Genomic DNA, 20,567 nt, shown 5'->3' on the forward strand with positions numbered 1-20,567 from the left:
CCCCCCCCCCGCCCCGCCGCGCTTCCCTCCCCCCATGCCCTTCACCCTCCGCCAGCTCCGAACCTTCGTCGCCACCGCCGAAGCCGGATCCGTCAGCCACGCCGCCCAGGCGCTGTCGATCTCGCAGTCGGCGGTGTCCGAGGCGGTCCGCGACCTGGAGGCCGACCTGGGGGTGCGGCTCTTCGACCGGCACGCGCGGGGGCTGTCGGTGACGCAGCGGGGGCACCAGTTCCTGCGCCACGCGCGGGAGATCCTGGCGCAGGTGCAGGCCTCGCGGCGGGTGATCGCGGGGGAGGAGCGGGAGGCGCTGACGGGGACGCTGCAGCTCGGCGTCACGTCGCTGATGGCGGGCTACGTGATGAGCGACCTCCTCGCGCGGTTCCGGCGGGCGAACCCGGAGGTGGCGGTCTCGGCCATCGAGGATTCGGGGGACTACCTGGAGCACCTGCTGATCGGGGGCGAGCTCGACGCCGCCGTGATGGTGACGGGGACGCTCAAGAACCGCGCGGCGCTGATGGTGGAGATCATCGAGGTCTCGCCCTTCCGGCTCTGGCTGCCGAGCGGGCACCGGCTCGCGGGCCAGGACGCCATCGCGCTGGGGGACCTGGCGAGCGAGCCTCTCATCATGCTGATGGTGGACGAGATGGAGGAGGAGACGGGGAACCTGCTGTCGGCGCTGTCGCCCCGGCCCCGGGTGGCCTTTCGGACGCGCAGCGTGGAGGCGGTGCGGAGCCTCGTCGCCACGGGCGCGGGCGTGGCGCTGCTGCCGGACCTCATCTATCGGCCCTGGTCGCTGGAAGGCGACCGGATCGAGAGCCGGGACGTCTCGGGCGCGCTGCCGGTGGTGCAGGTGGGGATCGTCTGGCGGCGCGGCGCGCCGCTGAGCGCGGCGGCGCGGGAGTTCATCGCGCTGAGCCAGGCGCAGAGGGGGCGGTGACGCGGGGGCGGGCCGGCGCTATCTCTGGGGACAGGAGGACCCCGATGAACGCACCCCGTCCGGCTCCGACCCGGCCCGCCACCTATCGGGACGTGCTCGACGCGCCTCCGAACATGGTGGCGGAGATCGTCCATGGCGCGCTGCACCTGCATCCCCGGCCGGCCTCGCGCCATGCGCTCGCGGCCAGCGGCTTGGGCGTGGAGATCGGGGCGCCGTTCCATCGGGGCCGGGGCGGGCCCGGGGGGTGGTGGATCATCCTCGAGCCCGAACTCCATCTCGGCGGGGACGTCCTCGTCCCCGACCTCGCCGGCTGGCGGCGCGAGCGCATGCCGGAGTATCCCGACGCGCCTTGGTTCGACCTCGCGCCCGACTGGGTGAGCGAGGTGCTGAGCCCTTCGACCCGGAAGATCGACCTGACGGACAAGCGCGAGGTCTATTCGCGCGAGGAGGTGAGGCATCTGTGGTTCGTCGATCCGCTGGCGCGGACGCTGGAGGCCTTTGCGCTCCGGGACGGGAGCTGGAGCCTGCTCGGGGCGTTGAGGGACGACGATCCCGTGCGGCTGCCGCCCTTCGAGGCGGTCGAGTTCCCGCTCGGGGCGCTCTGGCCGGATTGAGGGTGGAGGCCATCCTTCGATGAGGCGGGATCGGGGCTAGGGCAGGCTTCGGCCCGCCACCGATTCCGGCGCAGGTTGCGGGCACGCCGGTCTGAACCTGGCGGGCTGAAGCCAGCCCCACGAGATGCCACCGGGGAGCAACGGGATCGCAGGCGTGCCGAAGGCAGCCGCCCTACAGCCCCCTTGCCTCCCTGATCGCCGCGAAGGCGCGCTCGGCGCTCTGGAAGCGTCGCGTGGCGGCGTCGCGGTCGCGGGCGGGGACCCGGTCGGGGTGGAGGTGCTTGCGGTAGGCGTTCTGGAGCGCGTCGAGGAGGTCGTCGGGGATGTCGGGGAGGAGGTGCAGCTCGGCGTAGGCGGCGACGGTCTGGGAGGCGCCGGGGGCGAGGGCCTCGACCTGCTGGCGCAGGCGGGCGGCCTCCTCGACGGCCTGGAGGCGGCGCCAGCGCTCGTCGTCGAGCTGGCGGGAGAGGCGCGCGACCTCGTCCTCGGAGGTCCGCCCGGCGCGGGCGGCGGCGAGGTCCTGGCGCAGGCGCGCGGCGTCGGATTCGGCGCGGCGGGCGCGGGCGCGGCTCTCCTCCAGCTCGCGGGCCAGGCGCTCGGTCGGGCCGTCGGCGGGCATCTCGCGCAGGCGGGCCTGGACGGAGCCGAGGAGGAGGGAGGCGGCGGTGCCGGGGCGGGTCGAGAGCTCGCGCGCGATGGCGTCGAGCTGGGCGCGGTCCTGCCACCGGGCCTGCGCGAGGGCGCGCAGGTCGGCCACGGAGACCAGTCGGTGGGGTCGGTCGAACATGGCGCCTCGCTCCCTGCCACGGGGAGTGGAGGGCAGGTCCCGGCCCCGCGCAAGTCCGCGCGATCCGAAGTCCGGGGACGTGGCACGGAGGCCATGGCGCGGGGCGCGGCGGAGGACGAGGGGTGGCGACGGGAGGGCCGGAGGTATCGGCAAAACCGATAGCTCCTTTCTTGCGATTGAAATTGCGAAACGTCGAAGCGAGGCGCAGTCTGTCGGGCAACCGGCCACGCGGGGGAACCGCGCGGCGCTTTGCAGGGAGACGGCCATGACGATTCTCGCGCGGGGGGCCTCGGCCCTCGCCCTTCTGGCGATGCTGGGGGCCACGGCGGCCCAGGCGCAGATGACCGAGGTGGGCGACGGGGAGGGCGCCGTCTCGATCGTCGCCTGGCCCGGCTACATCGAGCGCGGCGAGACCGATCCGGCCTACGACTGGGTGACGGGGTTCGAGCAGGCGACCGGCTGCATGGTCGACGTCAAGACGGCCAACACCTCGGACGAGATGGTGGCGCTGATGAACGAGGGGGGCTTCGACCTCGTGACGGCCTCGGGGGACGCGAGCTTGCGGCTGGTGGCGGGGCAGCGGGTGCAGGCGATCGACACCGACCTGATCCCGTCCTGGTCCAAGGTGGACGACCGGCTGAAGGACGCGCCCTGGCACACGGTGGACGGGGTGCACTACGGGGTGCCCTACCAGTGGGGGCCGAACGTGCTGATGTACCGGACGGACGTGTTCCCGGAGGCGCCGACCTCGTGGAACGTGGTCTTCGAGGAGCAGACGCTGTCCGACGGGCAGTCGAACAAGGGCCGCGTCCAGGCCTATGACGGGCCGATCTACATCGCGGACGCGGCGCAGTACCTGATGGCGCACAAGCCGGAGCTGGGGATCACCTCTCCGTACGAGCTGAACGAGGACCAGTACAAGGCGGCGCTGGACCTGCTGCGCGCGCAGCGGGAGCTGGTGGGCCGCTACTGGCACGACGCGATGATCCAGGTGGACGACGTGCAGAACGAGGGCGTGGTGGCGTCGTCGTCGTGGCCGTTCCAGGTGAACCTGCTCAAGGCGGACGGGGCGCCGGTGGCGAGCACGATCCCCGAGGAGGGGGCGACGGGCTGGGCCGACACGCTGATGATGGCGGCGGACGCGGAGCATCCGAACTGCGCCTACAGGTTCATGGAGCATTCGCTGAGCTCCAACCTGCAGAGCGACCTGTCGGTCTGGTTCGGCTCGGTGCCGGCGGTGCCGGCGGCGTGCTCGGACGGGTCGGGGCAGCAGACGCAGGAGGGCTGCGACGCGAACGGGTTCCAGGACTTCGACCGCATCCGGTTCTGGACGACGCCGACGGCGGACTGCTCGCAGGGCGAGGGCGCTTGCGTGCCGTATTACCGGTGGGTGTCGGATTACATCGGGGTGATCGGCGGGAGGTAGGGGGAAACGTCGGGAGCCCTCGCGGGCTCCCGGAACCGCTCAACCCGACGCGGGCCGTCTAGCGGGTCCATGTGACGCCGGGATGACACGCCGGGGAACAGGTGAGGACGGGCCGCGGGGCCCGCGCCGAGGGGATCGGATGACGGCTGCGGTCAGCTTCAGGGGCGTGTCGCGCCATTTCGGCACCGTGAAGGCGGTGGACGGGGTGGACCTCGACATCGCGGAGGGGGAGTTCTTCGCCATGCTGGGCCCCTCGGGGTCCGGCAAGACGACCTGCCTGCGGCTGATCGCGGGGTTCGAGACGCCGACGGCGGGCCGGATCGAGCTCTTCGGGGAGGACGTGTCGGGGCGGCCGCCCTACCGGCGGGCGGTGAACACGGTGTTCCAGGACTACGCGCTGTTCCCGCACCTGAACGTGCTCGACAACGTGGCCTATGGGCTGATGATCGCGGGGGTCCCGAAGGCCGAGCGGCGGCGGCGGGCCGAGGAGGCGCTGTCGATGATGGCGCTGCCGGGATATGGGGGGCGCAAGCCCTCGGAGCTGTCGGGTGGGCAGCGGCAGCGGGTGGCGCTGGCGCGGGCGCTGGTGAACCGGCCCCGGGTCCTGCTGCTGGACGAGCCGCTGGGGGCGCTGGACCTCAAGCTGCGGGAGCAGATGCAGGACGAGCTGAAGACCCTGCAACGGAAGGTCGGGATCACCTTCGTCTTCGTCACGCACGACCAGGGGGAGGCGCTGAGCATGGCCGACCGCGTGGCCGTGTTCAACGAGGGGCGCATCCAGCAGGTCGGCTCGCCGGAGGAGGTCTATGCCCGGCCCCGGACGCGCTTCGTCGCGGACTTCGTGGGCGGGTCGAACGTGCTGCACCCGGGGGTGGCGGCGCTGTTCGGGGGCCGGCCGGCCTGGGCCTCGCTGAGGCCCGAGGCGCTGCGGCTCGGGCCGCCGGAGGGCGCGCGGATCACCGGGGTGGTGACGGCGGCGCGCTACCTGGGCGCGGCGACGCGGCTTGTCGTGGACCTGGGGGCCGGGGCCCCGCCGGACGGGCGGAGCGACGTCGCCGTGCTGGTGCCCGGCGGGCATCCGGTGCCGGCGCCGGGGACTCGGGTCGGGTTGGCCTGGGATGCGGAGGCCCTGCATCCGATGGCGACGGAATGACACCGGCGGATGCGCAGGGGGGCGGCCCGATCCCGTCCCCACGGAGGGGCGCATGAGCGTCCTGGCGGACAGCGGCCCGCGCCCGGCGCGGGAGGGGGTCGGAGGGCGGCTCTCGGACCTCCTGTGGCGCAGGCCGGGGGTGCTGCTGGCGCTGCTGCTGGTGCCGCCGCTCCTGTGGCTCGGGGTCGTCTACCTGGGGTCGCTCTTCGCGCTGCTGCTGCAGTCGTTCTTCTCCATCGACGAGTTCTCGGGGGTGATCGACCGGACGCCGACGCTCAAGACCTATGGGGAGCTCCTGAGGCCCGCGAACCTCGACATCATCTGGCGGACGGTGCTGATGGCGGCGGCGGTGACGGTGGCCTCGGTCGCCGTGGCCTTTCCCATCGCCTATTACGCGGCGCGGCACGCGCGGGGGCGGTGGAAGGCGCTGTTCTACCTGGGCGTCATGCTGCCGCTGTGGTCGAGCTACCTCGTCAAGGTCTATGCCTGGAAGCTGATCCTCGCCAAGGAGGGGATCGTGGGATGGGGGTTCGACTCGCTGGGCCTCGGGCGGGTGCTGGAGGCGTTCCTGGCGGTGCCGGGGATCGGGGGGAACTCGCTGTCGGTCTCGCCCACCGGGACGTTCATCGTCTTCGTCTACGTCTGGCTGCCCTTCATGATCCTGCCGATCCAGGCGGCGCTGGAGCGGGTGCCGGACTCGCTGGTCGAGGCCTCGGGGGACCTCGGCGCGACGCCGGGGCAGACGTTCCGGCACGTCATCTGGCCGCTGGCGCTGCCGGGGGTCGTGGCGGGGTCGATCTTCACGTTCTCGCTGACGCTGGGCGACTACATCATCCCGCAGATCATCGGGACCTCGGCGCGGTTCATCGGGCTCGCGGTGTATCAATACCAGGGGACGGCGGGGAACGTGCCGCTGGCGGCGGCCTTCGCGGTGGTGCCCATCGTCATCATGGGGTCGTACCTGGCGGTGGCCAAGCGGCTGGGGGCGTTCGATGCGCTGTGAGGCGGGCGGCGCGGTGGGGTGGAACCCCACCCTGCGGGGGGGTGGACGGAGCGGGTCGGCCGTAGGGCGGGGTTCAGCCCGCCACTCGACCACGGCGACCGGCGGAGTCGTGTCCGGCGGAGAATGGCGGGGTGAGCCCCACCCTACGGGCACCACGGCAAGGGAGGCCCGTCATGCGCCCTGACCGCGCCCCGTGGTGGCTCAAGGCGATGGCGGGCGGGGGGCTGCTTTTCCTGCACCTGCCGATCCTGCTGATCTTCGTCTATGCGTTCAGCTCCGAGGCCAAGACCTTCGTCTGGCCGCCGCCGGGGTTCACGCTCCAGTGGTTCGGGCGGGCCTGGGCGAGGCCGGACATCTGGGAGGCGCTGTCGCTGTCCCTGCGGGTGGCGCTGATCGCGACGCTGGTGGCGCTGGTGCTGGGGACGCTCTGCGCCGCCGCCGTGGCACGGACGCGGTTCTTCGGGCGGGAGGCGGTGTCGCTGCTCGTCGTGCTGCCCATCGCGCTGCCGGGGATCATCACGGGCATCTCGCTCAGGAGCGCATTCAGCCTCGCGGACATCCCGTTCAGCTTCTGGACCATCGTGCTGGGGCACGCGACCTTCTGCATCGTGGTCGTCTACAACAACGCGGTGGCGCGGTTCCGGCGGGTCTCGGGCAACCTGATCGAGGCCTCGATGGACCTGGGCGCCACCTACGGCCAGACGCTGCGGCACGTCATCCTGCCGAACATCGCGACGGCGCTGCTGGCGGGCGGGATGCTGGCCTTCGCGCTGTCCTTCGACGAGGTGATCGTGACCACCTTCACGGCGGGGCAGCAGGCGACCCTGCCGATCTGGATGCTGGAGGAGCTCGTGCGGCCGCGCGAGAGGCCGGTGACCAACGTGGTCGCGATGGTCGTGGTCCTCGTGACGCTGCTGCCGATCCTCGGCGCCTATTACCTGACCCGCGGGACCGAGACGGTCGCGGGCAGCGGGAAATAAGGGAGGTTCCCCAGATGACCGTGCAGTTCGATACCCGGATGCTGATCGGCAGCGCCTTCGAGGCGGGGACGGAGGGCGAGGAGAACATCCTCAACCCCCGCACCGGCGAGACGATCCTGAAGCTGCCCGAGGCCTCGCCTCCGCAGATCGACCGGGCCGTGGCGGCGGCGAGGAAGGCCTTCGAGTCGTGGAGCCGGACCACGCCGGGGCAGCGGTCGAACCTGCTGCTGAAGATCGCCGACAGGATCGAGGCGGAGGGGGAGGAGTTCGCGCGGATCGAGGCGCTGAACACCGGCAAGCCCATCAACTCGATGCTGAACGACGAGATCCCGGCCATCGTGGACTGCTACCGCTTCTTCGCGGGGGCGGCGCGGAACATGCATGGGGCGGTGGCGGGGGAATACCTCGCGGGGCACACGAGCATGATCCGGCGCGATCCGATCGGGGTCGTGGCCTCCATCGCGCCCTGGAACTATCCGCTGATGGTGATGGCCTGGAAGCTCGCGCCCGCGCTGGCCGGGGGGAACTGCGTGGTGATGAAGCCCTCGGAGCAGACGCCGCTGACGGCGCTGAAGATGGCGCGCATCCTCGCGGAGGTGCTGCCCGAGGGGGTCGTGAACATCGTCGTGGGGCAGGGAGGGAGCGTGGGGAACGCGCTCATCAACCATCCGGGCGTGGACATGGTCAGCATCACCGGGGACGTGGCGACCGGGAAGAAGGTGCTTCAGGCGGCGTCGAAGACGGTGAAACGACGCATCTGGAGCTCGGGGGGCAAGGCGCCGGTCGTTGTGTTCGACGACGCGGACCTGGAGCGGGTGGTCTCGGGCCTCCGGGCGTTCTCCTTCTACAACGCGGGGCAGGACTGCACGGCGGCCTGCCGGGTCTACGCGCAGGCGGGCATCCATGACCGGCTCGTGGCGGAGCTGTCCTCGGCGGCGTCGTCGATCACCTTCGCGGATCAGGACGATTCCGTGAACGAGATGCCGCCGCTGATCTCCTTGCGGCAGCGGGACCGGGTGGCGAGCTTCGTCTCCCGCGCGGCGGAGCAGAAGCATATCGAGGTGGTGACGGGCGGCGAGATGCCGGAGGGGCCGGGGTTCTACTACAAGCCCACGGTGATCGCGGGCGCGAGGCAGGAGGACGAGATCGTCCAGCGGGAGGTGTTCGGGCCGGTGGTTTCGGTCACGCGGTTCGACGAGGCGGACCAGGCGGTGAGCTGGGCCAACGACACGGTCTATGGGCTGGCCTCATCCGTGTGGACGCGGGATGTCGGCCGCGCCATGGAGGTCTCGTCGCGGCTGCAATACGGCTGCACCTGGGTGAACACGCACTTCATGCTCGTGAACGAGATGCCGCATGGGGGGCTGAAGCAGTCGGGCTACGGCAAGGACCTGAGCGCCTACGCGCTGGAGGACTACACGGCGGTGCGGCACGTCATGGTCGCGCACTGAGATTGACGGCTCGCTTCGGCGGGTGAAGAGTAACCCACGCCACAGGCCCGGAAAATTCCCGTCGGGGGTTGCCGGGCCGCCCCCATCGAAGCCCGGACCCATGCCCGCCAACCTGACCCTCGACTCCCTCCGCGACCTCGTGGCGGAGGGGGAGATCGACACCGTGCTCACCTGCATCTGCGACATGCAGGGGCGACTCATGGGCAAGCGCTTCCACGCGCAGCACTTCCTCGATTCGGGGCACGAGGAGACGCATGGGTGCAACTACCTCCTCGCGCTCGACGTGGAGATGACGACGGTGCCGGGCTACAAGTCGGCGTCGTGGGAGAAGGGGTATGGGGACTTCGTCCACAAGCCGGACCTCTCCACGCTGCGGCGGGTGCCCTGGCTGCCGGGGACGGCGATGGTCATGGCGGACGTGCTCGACCACCACGGGGAGCCGGTGGCGCACGCGCCGAGAAGCGTGCTCAAGCGGCAGGTGGATCGGGCGCGGGCGCTGGGCTTCGAGCCGATGATGGCGACGGAGTTGGAGTTCTACCTGTTCGAGGAGTCGTTCGAGACGCTGTGGGACCGGCGGTGGACCAAGCCCACGCCGGTCGTGCGCTACAACAACGACTATGGGCTCTTTGGGTCGACCAAGGAGGAGGCGGTGATGCGGCCGCTGCGGAACGGGCTCTTTGGCGCGGGCATCCCGGTCGAGAACACCAAGGGCGAGGCGGAGGCGGGGCAGGAGGAGATCAACATCCGGTATTCGGACGCGCTCGACACCGCCGACATGCATTCCATCGTCAAGCAGGCGACCAAGGAGATCGCCCAAGGTGCGGGGCGCAGCGTGACCTTCATGGCGAAGTACGACACCAACCGGGCGGGGTCGTCGTCGCATATCCACCAGTCGCTGTGGAAGGGCGGGACGAATGCGTTCCGCGACGAGAACGGCGAGCATGGGATGAGCGCGACGATGCGGAGCTACCTCGCGGGGCTCCTCGCCCATGCGGGGGAGGTCACGTATTTCCTCGCGCCGTATGTGAACAGCTACAAGCGCTTCACGGTGGGGATGTTCGCGCCGACCAAGGCGGTCTGGTCGATGGACAACCGCACCGCCGGGTATCGCGTCTGCGGCGAGGGGACCAAGGGCGTGCGGGTCGAGTGCCGGGTGGGGGGCGCGGACCTGAACCCGTATCTGGCGCTCGCGGCGCAGCTCGCGGCGGGGCTCAAGGGGATCGAGCAGGGGCTGGAGCTGGAGCCCGAGATGGCGGGGGACATGTACCACGCCGAGGGGGCGCGGAGCATCCCGACGAACCTGCGCGAGGCGGCCGAGGCGCTGACCGGATCGGCGATGCTGCGCGAGGCGATGGGCGACGACGTGGTGGACCACTACCATCGCGCCGCGACCTGGGAGATATCGGAGAGCGACCGCGTGGTGACCGACTGGGATCTCCAGCGCGGCTTCGAGCGGTTCTGAGGGGATCGACATGACCAGCACCATCCGTTGCGTCTCGCCGGTGAACGGCGAGCTCTGGGCCGAGCGGCCCGCGTTGTCGCCGGACGAGGCCCGGGCGGCGGTGGCGCGCGCGAGGGCGGCGCAGCCGGGCTGGGCCGCCGTGCCGCTGGAGGAGCGCATCCGGCTGGTGCAGGAGGGGGTGCGGCGGCTCAACGGGGACAAGGACCGCATCGTCGAGGAGCTGGCCTGGCAGATGGGCCGCCCGGTGCGCTACGGCGGCGAGTTCGGGGGGGTGAACGAGCGCGCGGGCTACATGGGGAGCATCGCCGAGGGCGCGCTGGCGCCGATGGTGGCGGAGGATTCGCCTCGGTTCGAGCGGCGGATCGAGCGGGCGCCGGTGGGCGTGGTCTTCGTGATCGCGCCGTGGAACTATCCGTTCCTGACAAGCTGCAACACGATCATCCCGGCGCTGATCGCGGGGAACGCCGTGATGCATAAGTCGGCGTCCCAGACGCTGCTGGTGGGGGAGCGGTGGCAGGACGCCTTCGACGGGCTGCTGCCCGAGGGCGTGTTCCAGAACGTCGTGCTGGACCACGAGGGGACGGAGCGGCTGATCCGCGAGCGGAGCTTCGGGTTCGTGAACTTCACGGGGAGCGTGTCGGGCGGGCAGGCCATCGAGCGGGCGGCGGCGGGGACCTTCACGCCGCTCGGGCTGGAGCTTGGGGGGAAGGACCCGGGCTACGTGATGGAGGACGCGGACCTCGACTGGGCGGTGGACGTGCTCATGGATGGGGCGATGTTCAACGCGGGGCAGTGCTGCTGCGGGATCGAGCGGATCTATGTCCATGATTCGCTCTATGACGGGTTCGTGGACCGGGCGGTGGCCTGGACGAAGCAGTTGAGGCTCGGGAATCCGCTGGACCTGTCCACCTCCATCGGGCCGATGGCGAACCGGCGCTTCGCGGACACGGTGCGGGCGCAGACGGCGGAGGCGATCACGGCCGGGGCCTCGCCGCTGATCGGCCGGGAGGTGTTCCCGGAGGACGACGGCGGGACGTATCTGGCGCCGCAGATTCTGGTCAATGTCGATCACTCCATGCGGGTGATGCGCGAGGAGAGCTTTGGGCCGGTGGTGGGGATCATGCCCGTCAGCGGGGACGAGGAGGCGCTGAGGCTGATGAACGACTCGCCCTATGGGCTGACGGCCTCGCTCTGGACGCAGGACGCGGAGAGGGCGGCGCGGCTCGGGCGGCTGGTGGAGACCGGGACGGTGTTCATGAACCGGGCCGACTACCTCGACCCGGCGCTGACCTGGACGGGGACCAAGGACACCGGGCGCGGGGCGGCGCTGTCGGCGCTGGGGTATCAGAGCGTGACGCGGCCGCGCAGCTACCACTTCCGCAAGGCGAAGGGGGTGAGGCCGAAAAATTTGCGGACGCAAATTTTTGGGGGCGCGGGCCGAGGGAGGGTGCGATGAGGACGCGGCGGTTGGGGCGGGAGGGGCCCGAGGTCTCGGCGCTGGGGCTCGGGGCCATGGGGCTGAGCCATGCCTACGGCGTGAAACCCGCGCGGGAGGACGCCATCGCCTTCCTGCGCGGCGCGGTCGAGCGGGGCGTGAGCTTCTTCGACACGGCGGAGGTCTATGGGCCCTTCACGAACGAGGAGCTGATCGGTGAGGCCTTGGCGCCCTTCATGGGGCAGGTGACGGTCGCCACCAAGTTCGGGTTCAACCTCGATCCCGACACGGGGAAGGACCTCGGCGGCGTGGACAGCCGGCCCGAGCGCATCCGGCGGGCGGTCGAGGGGTCGCTGCGGCGGCTGCGGGTCGGGCGGATCGACCTCCTTTACCAGCACCGGGTGGACCCCGCCGTGCCCATCGAGGAGGTCGCGGGGACCGTCTCGGACCTGATGGCCGAGGGGAAGGTCGCGCGCTGGGGGATGTCCGAGGCGGGGGTGGCGACGATCCGGCGGGCCCATGCGGTGCTGCCCGTCACGGCGCTGCAGAGCGAGTATTCGATCTGGACGCGCGGGGTGGAGGCGGAGGTGCTTCCGACCGTCGAGGAGCTGGGGATCGGCTTCGTGCCCTACAGCCCGCTCGGGCGCGGGTTCCTGACCGGGGCCATCGACGAGACGACCGAGATCGCGAAGGGCGATTTCCGGGCGCAGCTTCCCCGCTTCGCGCCCGGGGCGCGGGCGGCGAACCGGGCGCTGGTGGACCTGCTGGCGCGGGTGGGGGCGCGGCACGGGACGACGCCGGCGCAGGTGGCGCTGGCCTGGCTGCTGGCGCAGAGGCCTTGGATCGTGCCGATCCCGGGGACCACGAAGCTGAGCCGCCTGGAGGAGAACCTGGGGGCGGCGGAGTTGGAGCTGACGCCCGAGGACCTGGGGGAGATCCGGGCGGCGGCGGAGGCGATCCCGGTCGAGGGCGAGCGCTACACCGAGGCGCTGGAACGGATGAGCGGGCTCTGAGGGCCCGGCGAGGCAAGGAACACGGAATGAACATCACGGCGAACTGGTCCTATCCGACGCGCGTCCTCTTCGGGCCGGGGCGCATCAAGGAGTTGGCGGCGGCCTGCGCGGAGGCCGGGATCGCGCGGCCTCTCCTCGTGACCGACCGGGGCCTGCGGGACATGGGGATCACGAAGGCGGCGTTGGACCTGCTGGAGGAGGCGGGGCTCGGGCGGGCGGTCTTCGCGGACGTGGACCCGAACCCGACCGACCGGAACATGGAGGCAGGCGTAGCGGCCTTCCGCGAGGGGGGCAGCGACGGGGTCGGTGGCCTTCGGCGGGGCTCGGGGCTGGACCTCGGGAAGATGGTCGCCTTCATGAGCGCGCAGACGCGGCCCGTGTGGGACTTCGAGGACATCGGGGACTGGTGGACGCGGGCCAACAGCGACGGCATCGCGCCCATCGTCGCGGTGCCGACGACGGCGGGGACGGGGTCCGAGGTCGGGCGCGCGAGCGTCATCACCAACTCCGAGACCCATGTGAAGAAGATCATCTTCCACCCGAAGGTGCTGCCGCGCGTGGTGATCGAGGACCCGGAGCTGACGGTCGGCCTGCCGCCCCACATCACCGCCGGGACGGGGATGGACGCCCTCGCGCATTGCCTGGAGGCCTATTGCTCGCCGTTCTTCCATCCCATGAGCCAGGGGATCGCGCTGGAGGGGATGCGGCTGGTGAACGACTACCTGCCGCGCGCCTACCGCGACGGGACGGACATCGAGGCGCGGGCGAACATGATGGCGGCGGCCTCGATGGGGGCGGTGGCGTTCCAGAAGGGGCTAGGGGCGGTGCATTCGCTCTCGCATCCGGTGGGGGCGATCTACGGGACGCATCACGGGACGACGAACGCGGTGGTGATGCCGGCGGTGCTGCGCTTCAATCGGCCAGCGGTCGAGGAGAGGCTGGCGCGGGCGGCGGCCTATCTGGGGATCGAGGGCGGCTTCGACGGGTTCTACGCGCGGGTCGTGGAGCTGAACCGGATGTTCGCGATCCCGCAGGGCCTCTCGGCGATGGGCGTGGAGCGGGGGCGCATCCCGGAGATGGCGGCGATGGCGCTGGTGGACCCCTCCACGGGGGGGAACCCGGTGGCTCTCACGCAGGAGAACACGGAGCGGCTCTACGAGGACGCGATGTGAGAAAGGGGGCCGCGAGGCCCCCTTCGCCGTTCGTGCAGAAGGATCGACCGCTCAGCGGACGATGTAGACGATCTGGCGGTTCGAGCTGTCCACGATCACCGGCTGGCCGTTCACGTTGAGATAGGCGTAGCGGTCGCTGTCGGGGATCGGGCGCAGCTCCACCCCTTCGGGGATGCCGGCGCCGACGATCACCTCGCCGCCCATGGTCATCGCCGGGGCGGGGTTGGCGACGACATAGGTCACCTCGGGACTTTCGGGGGTGAGCGCGTCGCCCGCCACCGCGCCCAGCGCCGCGCCGGCGATCAGGGCCGCCGGGCCGCCGACCAGCGTCGCCGCCGCGACGGCGCCCGCCACCGCGCCGGCGCCCGCGCCCGCGTCGGCGGTCTCGGCCGAGGTCGTCTCGACGTTGTCCACGGTGACGACCGGGACCTGGAGCTGCTGGCGATTGGCGTAGATCACCACCGGCTCGGCCGGGGCCTGGGTCGCGTCGGCGGGGGCGGCGGTCAGGTAGTCGCCATAGGCCCAGCCCTGGGTGCCGTCATAGGTGACCTGGCACCAGTTGGCCGCGTCGAGGCAGCCGTCGACCGTCACCTCGCCCCCCGAGGGGATCACGCCGACGATCTGCTGGTCGCCGCCGGGGCCGGACCGGAGGTTGAGGTCGGTCGCGGTGGTCGCGGCCACCTGGGCCATCGCGGGCAGGGCGGTCATGAGGCCAGCCGTCGTCAGGGCGAGAAGGGATCGCTTGGTCATCGGGTTCTCCGTTGGAGTCGGCGGGCCTGCTCTGCCCGCCTTGCCCGGTCCAAACGCCTGCCGGCGCGGTTCGGTTCGGCCTGACGTGGGGATCGGACCAAGGTCCGGGGGGAGGAAACCCGGGGACGGATGCCCGCCACGGGATGGAAAAAGGGCCGCCCGACGAGCGGGCGACCCCTGAGAGCCGGACGATGCGGGAGGGGCCCACACCGTCAGGCGTCAGCCCTTCTTGCCGCCGTTGCCTTCGTTTCCGGTACCGTTGCCGCCGCCATTGCCAGCGCCGTTCCCGTTGTTGCCGTTCCCGTTGCCGCCGGTGCCGTTGCCGTTGCCGCCACCGTTGCCTTCGTTTCCGGTCCCGTTCCCACCGCCATTGCCGTTTCCGTCACCGCTACCTTCGTTTCCGGTCCCATTCCCGCCGCCGTTCCCGTTGTTGCCGTTTCCGTTGCCGCCGGTGCCGTTCCCGTTATCGTCCTTGCCGGGCTCCTCGCCGCCGCAGTTGCCGCGGCTGCCCTGCCCGGAGGTGTCGCAGCCGCCGCCCTGGTTGCCGGACGTGTCCTCGTCGCCTGCATCCTCGTCGTTCCCGCCATCATCGGAGGCGCCGTCGTCGTCGCCCGTGGAGCCATCGTCGCCGCTGGCGTCGTCGCCGCCGGCCCCCTCGTCGACGTCGTCATCGTCGTCGGGCGCCCCGCCATCGGAGGCGCCGTCGTCGACGGCCCCATCGCCACCGCCGTTGCCGTCACCGCCGGAGGGGCCTTCGTCCTTGCCGCCGCCCTCGTCGGTCGAGGGCTGATCATCGCCGGCGTCGTCCTCGCCGGGGTCCGGGACGGTGGCTCCGCCGTCGGTGCCGTCGTCGCCCTCGAAGTCGTCGTCGCCGTGGCCATGGTCGCGGTGCCGGTGGCGGCGGTGGGGATGGCGACCCTTGCCCGGGGTGTCGTCGCCGTTGCCCACGTGGTCGGTCACCTCCTGGCCGTCGTCGCCGCCCCCATGGAACTGCGCGACCTGCTCCTCGCCGTCCGGGCCGTCGCAGCGGTAGGTGAACTGGTTCAGCTCGCCGTCCAGGGTCCCCTGGACGCGGGCGCGGCTCGGCGAAAGCCGGACGAAGATGTCCCTGTAGCCCTGCGTCTGGAGCTGCTGGACCCCCACCTGAGCCGTCGGGCAGCCCGCCAGGGCCGGCAGAGGCTCCGCCTCGGCAGGGGTCCTCAGGTCGGCCAGGGCGGCCCCGGCCGAGAGGCCGGTCCAAGCCGCCGTGGCTAGGATAATGCGCTTCATGTGAATGCTTCCCTTTCTGGTCAGGGTCCCTCGGGACGGAGAGCGGGCGGCCGGACGCGGCCCTGCTGACCGGGTAGGAAGGAAGGCTGTCCGAACTGTGCTTGGCGTGCGACGGCGGTCTGGTGAAACTGCGGTCGAATTGCCTCAATTCCGAGCAAACGGCGACCGCTGCCGCGACGCGGCCGACGACGCCTGAGGCGGCGGAACCATGGGCCGAGCGCCGACCAGCGTAAAACGCCGTCGGCGCAACGGGTTGCGGGCCCGGGACGGTCCGGGGAGAGCGGAGCGGAATCCCGGGCCCTGCAACCTGCAGTTTAGCACCCGCCCAGCGTTCTGCAACCGAAAGATGACGATTCCGAGGGTCCTGCGATTGAATCGTCCAGGTGGACAAACCTTTCAGGTTCGCGCAACGGCGTGCGGATGGCCCTCTTGGGGGCGGGCCCGGGCACGGCTGGGGCGGTGGAGAGGGCGCGACGAGCGGCCGCGCGAGGCAAAGGGGGTCCTCGCGCGGCCTGACCAAGGCCGGACTTGGGACAGCGGGCCGTGGCTGCGATGATCCTAGCACGGGCATCGGCGGAGATGCGCTCGCGATTGCGCGAGCGGAGCAGGCGTGGCCCACCCCGGGCGAGCGCCGATCGGGGCAGGGGCGGGCCGGGCGCTCGGGCCCTGACCTTTCGCAGGCCGCGCGGACAGGATGGGACACGGCGGCTTCGGCGAGCCGCTGCGGAAGGTCCGCGCGGATGTGCCGGGGAAGGCCGCGAGCTCGGCTTCGGGTGCGAGAGGCAGCGGGCGGCGATCCTCCGGCCCCGGCCTGCCGGGTCTGCCCGCCGCGATGTCACGGCGAAGGGGGGCGCAAGGCGCAGCCCCCCGCACGCGGGTTGCGGCGCGTCCGGGGGGCTGGGTCGCTGGTCCGGCCGTGGAGGGGTCCGGAGGCTCCCACCCAGGGAGGTGGGCCGCGACAGGCCCAAGGGAATTTTACCACGGTTTCGATATGCGGCCGAGAGCACATCGCTCTCGCGTCACTGGATAAAAGTGCAGGGCCGCCAAGGGGATGCAATCGCTAGGCGTGAGGGTGGAGCCGAACGACCACCGGAGCGCGACCGAGCCCCATGCAGGTTTCCAAACGGAGGCGAGGCCTCTCATGCAGGCGGCAGCCTCGGGGGCGGGCATGGCGGCGTGATCTCCCTGCCGGAGCCGCAGGGCCCCTCGCGGATCGAGCCTGAGCAGCGTCGGCTTGGCCCGCCGGGGAAGCCGGACCCGACGTTCAGGCTCTGGATGCTCCTGGCCCGCGCGGGGTCGCGCCGTCCCGCCGCGAGGCCGCGCAGGCGCCGTGGCCGGACGATTCCGGCCGTCCCGCACCGGCGCGGGACCCCCGGATCGGCGGGGCCGCCGCGCCCTGAACGTCGGGGGCAGATCGGGCGTTGCAGGTCGATGGGGCGACGACATCTCGGGCAGCCGGCGCCGGGATGGGCCGAGAGGACCGGAGCCGGCGAGGGCGCCTCGCTATTGTCTCCATATCGTCGCCATTGACCGGATCCCTGCCCAACTCTTGTCAAGTTGAGAGGACAATCAGGAGTCAGCACTAGTCCTCCCGATTGGTGTTCTTCCTTCCTGACTCCCGAGGGCCGGATCGCGGTCCCTCGGGAGCTTTTTCCTTTGATGCGCGGACCCGTCTGACGCATCCTGGGGGCCAGAGGATTGCGAGCGAGAAGGCACGCGATGCTGCTGACCGACAGGCTCGTCTACGTCCACATGCCGAAGACCGGCGGCACCTTCGTGACGTCGGTGCTCGAGCGACTGCACCAGCCCAGTCCCAACCGCCTGCAAGGTCTGTGGCACCGGGCCCGGCGCCACCTCGGGCGCCCCTGGGCCGAGGCACCAGGCAAGTACGGGCGCCTGCGGAACGTCGAGCCGAAGCATGGCACCTGCCACGACATCCCGGCCAGCCACGCCGGCCTTCCGGTCCTCTCGTGCATGAGAGGGCCCTGGGAGTGGTATGTCTCGCAATACGAGTTCAGTTGGTGGAAGCGCATCGGCCAGTATGATCCGAACGACCCCTCGACCCCGGCCGGATGGGCCATCGAGCGGGCGCTTCCGGCCTTCGTGAAGGAGAGGCCGCATTTCCCCGACATCGGCTTCGCCGAGTTCGTGGAGCTCTGCGACCGAGCCGCCGACATCTACAACGGCGAGACGGGCACCGACTTCGGGCTCTTCACGCACGGCTTCGTCCGTTACTTCTACCGCGACCCCCCAGCCGTCCTGCGCAGGCTGTCCGACCGCTACCTTGCCTCGGCGGAGCACGCGGGCGACCGCTTCGACGTCACCTTCCTGAGCACCGAGCGCCTGAATGCCGACCTGCAGCGGGCGCTCGTCCGTTTCGGCTATGAGCCGGACGATGTGGCCTTCGTGGGCCAGCTTGGGAAGATCCTGCCCATGGGCATCGGCCGGAGGGAGGACCAGCGCTGGGAACGCTACTATGACGAGGCCCTGAAGGCGTCCGTGAGGCAGAGGGACCGCTTCGTCTTTCGGATGTTCCCGGACTACGACGAGGCATCCGGCGCGATGGGCGCTTCCGCCTGAGGCCTTGCGAGCGGAGCCAGTGGCCGAGCGCTTGCCGGCCGCCGGCGCGGTCGGAAGGGCCTCTCCGAGCCCCGGGGCCGCGCGACCCAGCGGGACCTCGAAGGCGCGACGTCGGATGCGGCCGGTCCTGGCGTGGCGGTAGGGGGACCCAGGCGGCCGTCGCGCCCGGACGGACGTAGGCGGGCGTTTCCGTGGGGCCTGCGGGCCTGGGGCAACCGGCGCGCGCGAGAGTGGCTGCGCAGGTGCGGGGCCGCGCGGCTGGCGAACGCCGGCGCGACCGGGCGGGAGACTGCCGTTGTTCCCTTTGGGGCCCCAATGGAGGGCGACCTCGGCTCGAGAGGCCAGCCGATCGCGTTTCGCGGGGAGCAACGTCGCAGGACCGCGGGCGTCGTCCGGTCTCCGCCCGAAGCTGGACGGGGAATGGCGGGCTCATGGCTCGGGGAGGTCCGAATGCCTGTGGCAGCCCGTAGGGGAGTCGAACCCCTCTTCCCAGGTTGAAAACCTGGTGTCCTAACCGATAGACGAACGGGCCGCGGCAGGTGGGCGCTTCCTAGACAAAGCGCCGGGGGGGTGCAAGGGGGTCCGCGCGGATTTCCTTGCGTCAGCGGCGGGTCGCGGGGGCGGCGTCCTCGAGGAGGAGCTGGACCGAGCGGCGGCCCTGCCAGGTGTTGACCTCCAGCCTCCCGGCGACGTGGAAGCGGCCCGCGCCGGGGGCCAAGCGGCGCAGCGGTCCCTCGGCGGCGCCGAAGGCGATGGCGTCGAGGCGGCCGCCCATCCCGTCGGTGAGCGCGAGCTTGAGGTGGCCGGTGCCGACGATCCGCTGCATGGTCACCGCCATGTCCGAGAGGGCGAAGCGCGGCGGCGGCGCGGCGGCGCCGAAGGGCCCGGCGCGGTCGATGAGCTCCACGAGGCCGGGCTGCGCCGCCTTGGGCATCAGGAGCCCGTCGAGGGGGAGATCGCGGGGACCCGTGGCGCCGGCGCCCTGCTTGGCCAGAAGCTCGCCCAGGCGGTCCATGGCAGCTTCGAGCTTCGGGCGCTCCACGGTCAGGCCCGCCGCCATGCGGTGACCGCCGCCGCGCAGGAGCAGCCCCTCGGCGGCGAGGCGCTGGATGGCGGCGCCGATGTCCACGCCGGGCACGGAGCGGGCGGAGCCCTTGCCGATCTCCCCCTCCAGCGCGATCACGACGGCGGGGCGGTGGGTGGCCTCCTTGAGGCGGGCGGCGACGATGCCGACGACGCCAGGATGCCAGCCCTCTCCGGCGGCCCAGGCGAGGGGGCCGTCGCCGCGGGATTCGGCTTGGGCCATCGCGGCGGCCTGGACGCCGGCCTCGATCTCGCGCCGCTCGCTGTTGTGGTGGTGGAGGCGCTCGGCCAGGGCCTGCGCCTCGGAAGGGTCGTCGGTGGACAGGAGGCGGGCGCCGAGGTCGGACTGGCCGATGCGGCCGCCGGCGTTGACGCGGGGGCCGAGGACGTAGCCGAGATGGTGGCAGGTGGGCGCGGAGTGGAGGCCCGCGATGTCGGAAAGGGCGGCGAGGCCGGGCCTTTCGCGCCGCGCCATGACGGCGAGGCCTTGCCGGACCAGGGCGCGGTTGACGCCGGTGAGGGGGGCCACGTCCGCGACGGTGGCGAGCGCCACGAGGTCGAGCATCGCCATGAGGTCGGGGCCGGGGCGGCCGAGGGCCTTGAGGCGGCGGTTGGCCTCGACGAGGAGGAGGAAGACGACCCCGGCGGCGCAGAGGTGGCCGAGGTCGCCGCTCTCGTCCTGCCGGTTGGGGTTCACGACGGCGACGCAGGCGGGCAGCGTCTCGCCGCCGAGGTGGTGGTCGAGGACGACGACGTCGGCGTTCTGCGCGGCGGCGATGGGGCCGTGGGAGAGGGTGCCGCAGTCGACGCAGAGGATGAGGTCGTGGGTGCTCGCGAGCCTCGCCATGGCGGGCTCGTTGGGGCCGTAGCCCTCCTCGATGCGGTCGGGGACGTAGAGCGTGGCCTTGAGGCCGAAGGTGCGCAGCCAGGTGAGGAGGAGCGCGGCCGAGGCGCCGCCGTCCACGTCGTAGTCGGCGAAGACGGCGACGCGCTCGCGGCGTTCGACGGCCTGGAGGAGGCGGTCGGCGGCGGTGCCCATGTCCCGCAGGCCGAGCGGGTCGGGGAGAAGGTCGCGGAGCTTGGGGTCGAGGAAGCCCGGGGCCTGCTCGATGCCGACGCCGCGCCGGACCAGGGTCAGGGCCACGGTCCGGTCGAGGCGGGCGTCGCGGGCCATGGCCTCGGCCAGCCGGTCCTCCTCGAGGCTGGGGCCGACCCAGCGGCGGCCGGTGAGCGAATCGGAGACGTCGAGGAAGGCGGACATGGGGATGGTGTCGCCCGGGGTGGCGTTCGGTGGCAAGGGGTGGCGGATGGCGGGGCGAGGGTGCCGTGGGGCGAGGGGCGCGGCGGCCAGCGGCCGGGGGCTCTGCCCCCCGCCTCCCTTGGAGGCTCCCCCCGGGATATTTCGGGCTAGAGAAAGGCGGTAACCATTTGTTAACTCGAATCGGCTAGGTT

Annotated in this window: 16 protein-coding genes and 1 tRNA gene; 12 read left to right on the top strand and 5 right to left on the bottom strand. The window is 71.6% G+C overall.

All coding sequences use genetic code 11. The features are described from left to right. Positions 1 to 937 (top strand): LysR family transcriptional regulator (locus RUMESO_RS06230; RefSeq protein WP_342670730.1); only part of this gene is annotated, 937 nt, incomplete at its 5' end. A 44-nt stretch (positions 938 to 981) separates the two neighbouring features. Beyond that, positions 982 to 1,551 carry a Uma2 family endonuclease gene (locus RUMESO_RS06235; protein WP_037278964.1) on the top strand — a complete coding sequence of 190 codons (570 nt, stop codon included), beginning with the start codon at positions 982 to 984 and terminating at the stop codon, positions 1,549 to 1,551. A 172-nt stretch (positions 1,552 to 1,723) separates the two neighbouring features. Here RUMESO_RS06235 and RUMESO_RS06240 read toward each other — a convergent pair whose 3' ends face one another. Next, positions 1,724 to 2,338, bottom strand: coding sequence for a hypothetical protein (locus tag RUMESO_RS06240; RefSeq protein ID WP_037278966.1), 615 nt, complete (start codon positions 2,336 to 2,338; stop codon positions 1,724 to 1,726). 265 nt (positions 2,339 to 2,603) lie between these two features. Between RUMESO_RS06240 and RUMESO_RS06245 the strand changes: the two genes are divergently transcribed. The 9 genes from RUMESO_RS06245 to RUMESO_RS06285 all read left to right on the top strand — a co-directional run bounded on the left by RUMESO_RS06245 (position 2,604) and on the right by RUMESO_RS06285 (position 13,433). Next, entirely contained in the window at positions 2,604 to 3,764 is a 1,161-nt protein-coding gene (locus RUMESO_RS06245) for an ABC transporter substrate-binding protein (protein WP_037278967.1), read from the top strand. 139 nt (positions 3,765 to 3,903) lie between these two features. Further along, positions 3,904 to 4,917, top strand: coding sequence for an ABC transporter ATP-binding protein (locus RUMESO_RS06250; protein ID WP_037278969.1), 1,014 nt, complete (start codon positions 3,904 to 3,906; stop codon positions 4,915 to 4,917). A 52-nt stretch (positions 4,918 to 4,969) separates the two neighbouring features. Continuing rightward, positions 4,970 to 5,920 carry an ABC transporter permease gene (locus tag RUMESO_RS06255; protein WP_037278971.1) on the top strand — a complete coding sequence of 317 codons (951 nt, stop codon included), beginning with the start codon at positions 4,970 to 4,972 and terminating at the stop codon, positions 5,918 to 5,920. 173 nt (positions 5,921 to 6,093) lie between these two features. Further along, positions 6,094 to 6,900, top strand: coding sequence for an ABC transporter permease (locus RUMESO_RS06260; protein WP_037278974.1), 807 nt, complete (start codon positions 6,094 to 6,096; stop codon positions 6,898 to 6,900). Between the two features lie 14 nt (positions 6,901 to 6,914). After that, entirely contained in the window at positions 6,915 to 8,351 is a 1,437-nt protein-coding gene (locus tag RUMESO_RS06265) for a gamma-aminobutyraldehyde dehydrogenase (RefSeq protein ID WP_037278975.1), read from the top strand. Between the two features lie 100 nt (positions 8,352 to 8,451). Beyond that, positions 8,452 to 9,813, top strand: coding sequence for a glutamine synthetase family protein (locus tag RUMESO_RS06270; RefSeq protein WP_037278977.1), 1,362 nt, complete (start codon positions 8,452 to 8,454; stop codon positions 9,811 to 9,813). Between the two features lie 10 nt (positions 9,814 to 9,823). Then, positions 9,824 to 11,269 (top strand): aldehyde dehydrogenase family protein, encoded by a 1,446-nt coding sequence (locus RUMESO_RS06275; protein WP_082483391.1) that lies wholly within the window; start codon positions 9,824 to 9,826, stop codon positions 11,267 to 11,269. Next, positions 11,266 to 12,261, top strand: coding sequence for an aldo/keto reductase (locus RUMESO_RS06280; protein ID WP_037278979.1), 996 nt, complete (start codon positions 11,266 to 11,268; stop codon positions 12,259 to 12,261). The genes RUMESO_RS06275 and RUMESO_RS06280 overlap by 4 nt, the downstream gene beginning before the upstream one ends. A gap of 26 nt (positions 12,262 to 12,287) precedes the next feature. Then, the gene (locus RUMESO_RS06285; RefSeq protein ID WP_037278982.1) at positions 12,288 to 13,433 is read left to right on the top strand and encodes an iron-containing alcohol dehydrogenase; all 1,146 of its coding nucleotides are present in this window, start codon (positions 12,288 to 12,290) and stop codon (positions 13,431 to 13,433) included. Between the two features lie 51 nt (positions 13,434 to 13,484). Here the strand turns inward: RUMESO_RS06285 and RUMESO_RS06290 are convergent, their stop codons facing one another. Together RUMESO_RS06290 and RUMESO_RS24950 are read right to left on the bottom strand one after the other, a co-directional pair. Then, positions 13,485 to 14,183 (bottom strand): DUF1236 domain-containing protein, encoded by a 699-nt coding sequence (locus tag RUMESO_RS06290; protein ID WP_037278983.1) that lies wholly within the window; start codon positions 14,181 to 14,183, stop codon positions 13,485 to 13,487. Positions 14,184 to 14,402: 219 nt separating this feature from the next. After that, complete coding sequence (locus RUMESO_RS24950) at positions 14,403 to 15,452, bottom strand: hypothetical protein (RefSeq protein WP_051521082.1); 1,050 nt, start codon at positions 15,450 to 15,452, stop codon at positions 14,403 to 14,405. Between the two features lie 1,719 nt (positions 15,453 to 17,171). On the opposite strand from RUMESO_RS24950, the gene RUMESO_RS06300 reads away from it, so the two are divergent. Next, a complete protein-coding gene (locus RUMESO_RS06300) occupies positions 17,172 to 18,032 on the top strand; it encodes a hypothetical protein (RefSeq protein WP_051521083.1) in 861 nt (286 codons plus the stop codon). Positions 18,033 to 18,489: 457 nt separating this feature from the next. On the opposite strand, the gene RUMESO_RS06305 is transcribed toward RUMESO_RS06300, so the two are convergent. Together RUMESO_RS06305 and recJ are read right to left on the bottom strand one after the other, a co-directional pair. Then, positions 18,490 to 18,564: transfer RNA gene (locus RUMESO_RS06305), tRNA-Glu, on the bottom strand. A 69-nt stretch (positions 18,565 to 18,633) separates the two neighbouring features. Continuing rightward, positions 18,634 to 20,376 carry a single-stranded-DNA-specific exonuclease RecJ gene (gene recJ, locus RUMESO_RS06310; RefSeq protein WP_037278991.1) on the bottom strand — a complete coding sequence of 581 codons (1,743 nt, stop codon included), beginning with the start codon at positions 20,374 to 20,376 and terminating at the stop codon, positions 18,634 to 18,636. Positions 20,377 to 20,567: the final 191 nt, after the last annotated feature.

The sequence above is a fragment of the Rubellimicrobium mesophilum DSM 19309 genome (assembly GCF_000600335.2).
Classification (GTDB): domain Bacteria; phylum Pseudomonadota; class Alphaproteobacteria; order Rhodobacterales; family Rhodobacteraceae; genus Rubellimicrobium; species Rubellimicrobium mesophilum.

Coding starts and splice junctions, on each gene's coding strand:
- RUMESO_RS06235 (WP_037278964.1), top strand. CDS start 982: ATGAACGCACCCCGTCCGGCTCCGACCCGGCCCGCCACCTATCGGGAC.
- RUMESO_RS06240 (WP_037278966.1), bottom strand. CDS start 2,338: ATGTTCGACCGACCCCACCGACTGGTCTCCGTGGCCGACCTGCGCGCC.
- RUMESO_RS06245 (WP_037278967.1), top strand. CDS start 2,604: ATGACGATTCTCGCGCGGGGGGCCTCGGCCCTCGCCCTTCTGGCGATG.
- RUMESO_RS06250 (WP_037278969.1), top strand. CDS start 3,904: ATGACGGCTGCGGTCAGCTTCAGGGGCGTGTCGCGCCATTTCGGCACC.
- RUMESO_RS06255 (WP_037278971.1), top strand. CDS start 4,970: ATGAGCGTCCTGGCGGACAGCGGCCCGCGCCCGGCGCGGGAGGGGGTC.
- RUMESO_RS06260 (WP_037278974.1), top strand. CDS start 6,094: ATGCGCCCTGACCGCGCCCCGTGGTGGCTCAAGGCGATGGCGGGCGGG.
- RUMESO_RS06265 (WP_037278975.1), top strand. CDS start 6,915: ATGACCGTGCAGTTCGATACCCGGATGCTGATCGGCAGCGCCTTCGAG.
- RUMESO_RS06270 (WP_037278977.1), top strand. CDS start 8,452: ATGCCCGCCAACCTGACCCTCGACTCCCTCCGCGACCTCGTGGCGGAG.
- RUMESO_RS06275 (WP_082483391.1), top strand. CDS start 9,824: ATGACCAGCACCATCCGTTGCGTCTCGCCGGTGAACGGCGAGCTCTGG.
- RUMESO_RS06280 (WP_037278979.1), top strand. CDS start 11,266: ATGAGGACGCGGCGGTTGGGGCGGGAGGGGCCCGAGGTCTCGGCGCTG.
- RUMESO_RS06285 (WP_037278982.1), top strand. CDS start 12,288: ATGAACATCACGGCGAACTGGTCCTATCCGACGCGCGTCCTCTTCGGG.
- RUMESO_RS06290 (WP_037278983.1), bottom strand. CDS start 14,183: ATGACCAAGCGATCCCTTCTCGCCCTGACGACGGCTGGCCTCATGACC.
- RUMESO_RS24950 (WP_051521082.1), bottom strand. CDS start 15,452: ATGAAGCGCATTATCCTAGCCACGGCGGCTTGGACCGGCCTCTCGGCC.
- RUMESO_RS06300 (WP_051521083.1), top strand. CDS start 17,172: ATGCTGCTGACCGACAGGCTCGTCTACGTCCACATGCCGAAGACCGGC.
- recJ (WP_037278991.1), bottom strand. CDS start 20,376: ATGTCCGCCTTCCTCGACGTCTCCGATTCGCTCACCGGCCGCCGCTGG.